General features: G+C 65.9%; 6 protein-coding genes. All 6 read left to right on the top strand.

Translation table 11 applies throughout. The annotated features are described in order from the left end of the window. On the top strand, positions 1-693 hold a 693-nt coding region (locus tag AB0K09_RS29635; RefSeq protein WP_366068491.1), incomplete at its 5' end, for a phage tail sheath C-terminal domain-containing protein. A gap of 10 nt (positions 694-703) precedes the next feature. Continuing rightward, a complete protein-coding gene (locus AB0K09_RS29640; RefSeq protein ID WP_366068492.1) occupies positions 704-2,035 on the top strand; it encodes a phage tail sheath C-terminal domain-containing protein in 1,332 nt (443 codons plus the stop codon). A 42-nt stretch (positions 2,036-2,077) separates the two neighbouring features. Next, a complete protein-coding gene (locus AB0K09_RS29645) occupies positions 2,078-3,652 on the top strand; it encodes a phage tail sheath C-terminal domain-containing protein (RefSeq protein WP_366068493.1) in 1,575 nt (524 codons plus the stop codon). Positions 3,653-3,673: 21 nt separating this feature from the next. Then, positions 3,674-4,132 (top strand): phage tail protein, encoded by a 459-nt coding sequence (locus tag AB0K09_RS29650; RefSeq protein WP_366068494.1) that lies wholly within the window; start codon positions 3,674-3,676, stop codon positions 4,130-4,132. 2 nt (positions 4,133-4,134) lie between these two features. Continuing rightward, on the top strand, positions 4,135-4,506 hold the full coding sequence (locus AB0K09_RS29655; protein ID WP_366068496.1) for a hypothetical protein: 372 nt from the start codon (positions 4,135-4,137) through the stop codon (positions 4,504-4,506). Further along, a complete protein-coding gene (locus tag AB0K09_RS29660) occupies positions 4,503-4,664 on the top strand; it encodes a DUF6760 family protein (RefSeq protein WP_366068495.1) in 162 nt (53 codons plus the stop codon). Before AB0K09_RS29655 ends, AB0K09_RS29660 begins: the two co-directional genes overlap by 4 nt. The last annotated feature ends 525 nt before the right edge of the window (positions 4,665-5,189 follow it).

Here is a 5,189-nt window from a genome sequence, read left to right on the forward strand (position 1 = left end):
GCACAGAGCTGGCTGGCCGCGTACTGCACCGAGCCAGAATGGATCGCGTTGCTCGATCACCCGGTGGCCGACGCGGTGATCGGAACATGCTGCCCGTACGCAGCGGTCTATGCACCGAGCATCGTGATGCCGAACCTGGACGATCCCGGGCGATCAGCGGTAACTGTGCCCCCCTGCGGACACATTGCCGGCGTCATCGCCCGCAATGACGCCGAGCGAGGGGTGCATACGGCCCCGGCGAACGTGCCTGTGGGGGCGGTGCGGGCGCTGGTACCGGACGTCGCGTCCGACGCCGCGCAGGGCTGGTTCGGCCCTCACGTCAACTGTCTGCGCCGGTTCCCGGATGGGCAGTTGCTGGTGTGGGGCGCGCGCACCCTTTCCACCGACCGCTACTTCCGCCACCTCAATATTCGCCGGTTGGTCAGCCACCTCAAGACCGTACTGAGGGAAAGCACCGGCTGGGTGATCGACCAGCCCAACAACGGTGCGACCCGGGACGGACTGGCGGCGCAGATACGCCAGTTCCTTACCGAGCAATGGCAGGCTGGGGCCCTCGCCGGCGATACCGCGGACGAGGCATTCAGGATCAACTGCACGAGCACGGGAGCCAGGATCAGCTGTGCGGTGAAGGTGGCGCCCCTGACACCGGCCGAGTTCATCACATTCACGTTCACCCAGTCGGCGCGAGTCTGAGGAGTCCCCCATGGCCGGTAGGCCCATGCCGAACATGATGGTGCCCGGGACGTATATCTGGGAGTCCGTCCCGCATCTCTACGAGGTCACCGCGGTACCCACGGCAGTCGCCGCATTCCTGGGCAAGAGCAAGGAAGTGGCGTCCGGGAAGACGATCGCCTGGTGGTCGGACAGCTTCACCGGATTCCACCGCTGGCTGGCCACCCAGGTGCCGGCGGCCGAGGCGAACGCTGTCGCCGCCAAGCTCGCGCGGGACGGTGACACGGACATCGCCCACAACATCGAGCAGCACTTCGCTGGTTCCGGCGACCAGCACCCGCTGACCGAGGACGCGATCGAAGAACTGCGCGCCGGTATCGGCATCGGCAAGCTGAAGACCAACACGATGCTGTTCCACTCGGTGTATGCGTTCTTCGCCAACGGTGGCCATCGGTGTCTCACCATCCTGACCAGTGAGAGCGAAGCCGGATACGAGAATGCGATCGCGGCGCTCACCGAACACGGTGACGTGACCATCGTGGCCGCACCGGAGCACGGCCATGACCCGGTCCTCGCACAGCAGTTGACCGAGCACTGCGCCGATATGGGCAACCGGATGGCGATCCTGCAACTGCCCGGCGAAGCCACGGAAAAGACGGCCGTCGCTCCGAACGTCAAGCCGGCGGAATACGCGGCCGCATACTTCCCGTGGATCCATATGCCCATGCCGGGCGGCGCGCCGGATCCGGTCACCGGACGGGTGCCCACGGTCAGGATCCCTCCATGCGGTCATGTGGCAGGTGCCTGGTCGGCATCGGACCGTGAAAAAGGGGTCTTTTACGCACCGGCGAATGTGCCGTTGGCCGCCGTGGCTTCCTTCACCGCCCCGCTGAGCGAAGCACAGCAGTCCGATCTGTTGATCAGGACCAAGGGTAGGGTGAACTGCCTGCGCAGCATTCCCGGACTGGGCCCGATGGTCTGGGGTGCGCGCACGCTCGATCCGGATGTCAACCGGCGGTATGTGAATGTGCGTCGGTTGATGAACTTTCTGGAGGCGTCCATCAAGGCCAGTACGCGGTGGGCGGTGTTCCAGCCGGTTGATCAGCATTTGTGGGGGGCGTTGCGGGGGCAGGTCGGCAGCTTTCTGCATGACCAGTGGTTGTCCGGTGCCCTGCGTGGTGATGTGGCATCGGATGCGTTCCGGGTGGTCTGCGATGCGTCCAACAATCCCGCCGGCTCGATTGCGGCCGGCAAGGTGATCGTGGACATCGCCGTGGCGCCGGTACGGCCGGCCGAGTTCATCCTGTTCCGAATCACCCAGACCGCAGGCCCGGTTTCCGAGCTTGTCCACCCCGGCGCCTGAGCGGAGCGCCGGCACGCTGCAAGGCCTGGCAAGGAGGAAATCATGGCACCCAAAGCACCGGGTCTCACGGTACCGGGACCGTATATCGAGGAACTCACCAGGGCCATGTACGAGGTCACTCCGGTACCCACCGCGGTGACTGCGTTCATCGGCAAGTTCGGCCGGCCACCGGTCTCCGGGGCACCGTCTGATCCGGGCCATACCGGAGGACAGAACGACACCGGGCACAAGGCATCGGTCAAGAACGGCAAGGAGAAGAAGGAGGACAACGAGGAGGACAACGAGGAGCAGAAGACCGGCAGGCCCGTCGGGCACCGGGAAGCCGTTCCCATGAGCCGGTGGGTGGACGGATTTGGCGAGTTCCACCGGTGGCTGCTGAGTCTGATCAGCTCGGACGTCGCACGGTCCGCGGCTGTCCAGGTGTTGAAGAGGATTCGCTTCCCGGTCGAAATCCTGGACGGTATGGACTGGCCGGCCGATGTGTTGTCATGGCGGCCTTCCGAGGGTCGTTTGCCAGGGCAGTTGGCCGGGTTGGAGATCTGCGAGAACATCGCCAGGCACTTCGGCTTCTTCCAGTCCGGTCAGGGCAGCCACGAGACCGTGCCCGCGTTGTCCGCCGAATCGCTCGACACCTTGGCCGAGTTGGTGCAGTTGGAAGACCTGCCGGTGTCGGACAGCCTGGTCGGCGCGGTGTACGGCTTTTTCGCCAACGGCGGTGAGCGGTGCCTGGTCGTGTTCACCGGTCCGGGCGACGCCCCATATGAGAAGCCGCTGGACGTCTTGCGGCACAACGCCGAGGTCACGATCGTGACCGCACCGGACGATGACGGTCACGATACGCTGGTGGCACGGAAGTTGGCTGAACACTGCGCCGAGATGGGCAACCGGATGGTGATCCTGCACCTGCCCGGCGAAGCCACCGCGAAGACAGCCACCGCCCCGAATGTGATGCCCGCCGAGTACGCAGCGGTGTACTTCCCATGGGTCACGATGACCGTGCCGGTCAACTCCGCCAGGACCGGCCGGCCGGCGGTGATCACAGTGCCGCCGTGCGGGCATGTGGCCGGAGCCTGGGCCGCGTCGGACCGCGACAGCGGGGTCTTTTACGCTCCGGCGAACATTCCACTGGTCGCGGCCGACTCGTTCACCGTCACACTGAGCGACAAGCAGCAGGAGAAGATCTCACAGCAGGTGAACTGCCTGCGCGACTTCCCGGGCCAGGGCAAGACCATCTGGGGTGCGCGCACGCTCGATCCGGATGTCAACCGGCGGTATGTGAATGTGCGTCGGTTGATGAACTTCCTGGAGGCGTCCATCAAGGCCAGTACGCGGTGGGCGGTGTTCCAGCCGGTTGATCAGCATTTGTGGGGGGCGTTGCGGGGGCAGGTCGGCAGCTTTCTGCATGACCAGTGGTTGTCCGGTGCCCTGCGTGGTGATGTGGCATCGGATGCGTTCCGGGTGGTCTGCGATGCGTCCAACAATCCCGCCGGCTCGATTGCGGCCGGCAAGGTGATCGTGGACATCGCCGTGGCGCCGGTACGGCCGGCCGAGTTCATCCTGTTCCGAATCACCCAGACTGCAGGCTCCGTCGCCCTGCTCGCGCATCCCAACGCCTAGCGAATCCAGGAGGCATCGGCCGTGACAACGAATGCAAAGTCCTTCCAGGGGCTGCTCCTCGACCATTTTGCGGTGCAGCTCAACAAGGTGCGGGTGGCGACCGTCCAGGAGATCAGCGGGTTCGCCTTGCGACAACGGGTGGTAACCGTCCGACAGCTCAACTCACGCGGTCAGATCATGGAGTACAACCAGCCGGCCGGCAAGGAGCTCACTGGCGAGATCACGCTCTCCCGCGTGATGGACATGTCCAAGGACCTGCTCATGTGGCTGGAGGATTCCATGGACTTCAAAGACGTCCGACAAACAGCGACGATCACGATGTTCACCCCACAGCGCAAGGAGGCACATAAGTTCCACCTGGCGAACGCGCTCCCGGTGCAGTGGAGCATGTCGCCGTTGAGCGCGACAAGCGCGGGGGCGCCGGCGGTCGAGTCGATCACTATCCGGTACGACCAGATGGTAGTGGACCGGAGCAAGTGACCATGGTACAGACGGAATTCGAGTTCGAACTGCCCCATGGATTCCTGGCCGAGGACGGCACTTTGCACCGCAAGGGCCGGATGCGGCTGGCCACCGCGCGGGACGAGTTGCGCTCCTTGCGGGACCTGCGAGTCCGGGACGACCCCGCGTACCTAGGGATCGTGTTGCTCAGCCTGGTGGTGACCCGGCTGGGCGACCTGGAAGATCTCGAAGCCGAGGACATCGAGCGGCTGTTCGCCGCGGATCTGGCCCACCTGCAGCACCTCTACCACGAGCTGAACGGCACGGCCGCACCGGTCTGCATGACCAATTGCGCTTCGTGCGGCGCGCGGGTGGAAGTGCCGGTAGGCGGTGGTCGCCTGGGGGAATCATGACCTACCCGGTGGACCGGCTGTACGAGGAGCTGACCTACCTGGGGTACTACCTGCACTGGCCCCCCAACGCCCTGCTCGGCCTCGACCACCGGGAGCGCCTGCGCTATGTGCACGAGGTGGCCCGGTTGAACCTCCGCATCGAAGACGGTGATGGCTGATGGTCGGCTTCGAGGAGAAGCTAACGGTACTGGCCCGCCTGCCAGTCAGCACCGCACGCCCGCCGGCGGTATATGTGCTGCGAATCAACCGGGTCCACTGGCCGGAACCGGCCGGCGTCACTCATGGAGCCGGCGTCACATACGCGGCTGATCCGGCCCGGGCCCTTCCCGTGGTGGCCCGGAACGCTGTCGTGAGTTCCGTCTCCACCGGTGCGGAGGCGATGGTGCCATCGCGGCCCGTGCGAGCGGTGCCGGAGCCGACCTTCGGCACTCTGCCATGGAAGGCGCCTGGGCGGTCCGGCTGTCGGTCCGCGGTCCACGAGGCGGCGGGCGCCGGGCGCGACGCGCGCGGATGGCATGCGGAGCGCCGGTCCTCTGTGACATGGCCGGAAACCCCGGTGGGCCGGGACGGATCGGCGGTGGCTTCCGAGGCTGAGCCGGAGGATGAGCCGGGACCTCCGGTGAACGTTCCATGGCGCCGGTGGCGGCGCGCGCCGGAGGAATCGGGTGGGCAGTCGGCTCCGG

The organism is Streptomyces sp. NPDC049577, from assembly GCF_040675635.1.
Lineage (GTDB): Bacteria > Actinomycetota > Actinomycetes > Streptomycetales > Streptomycetaceae > Streptomyces.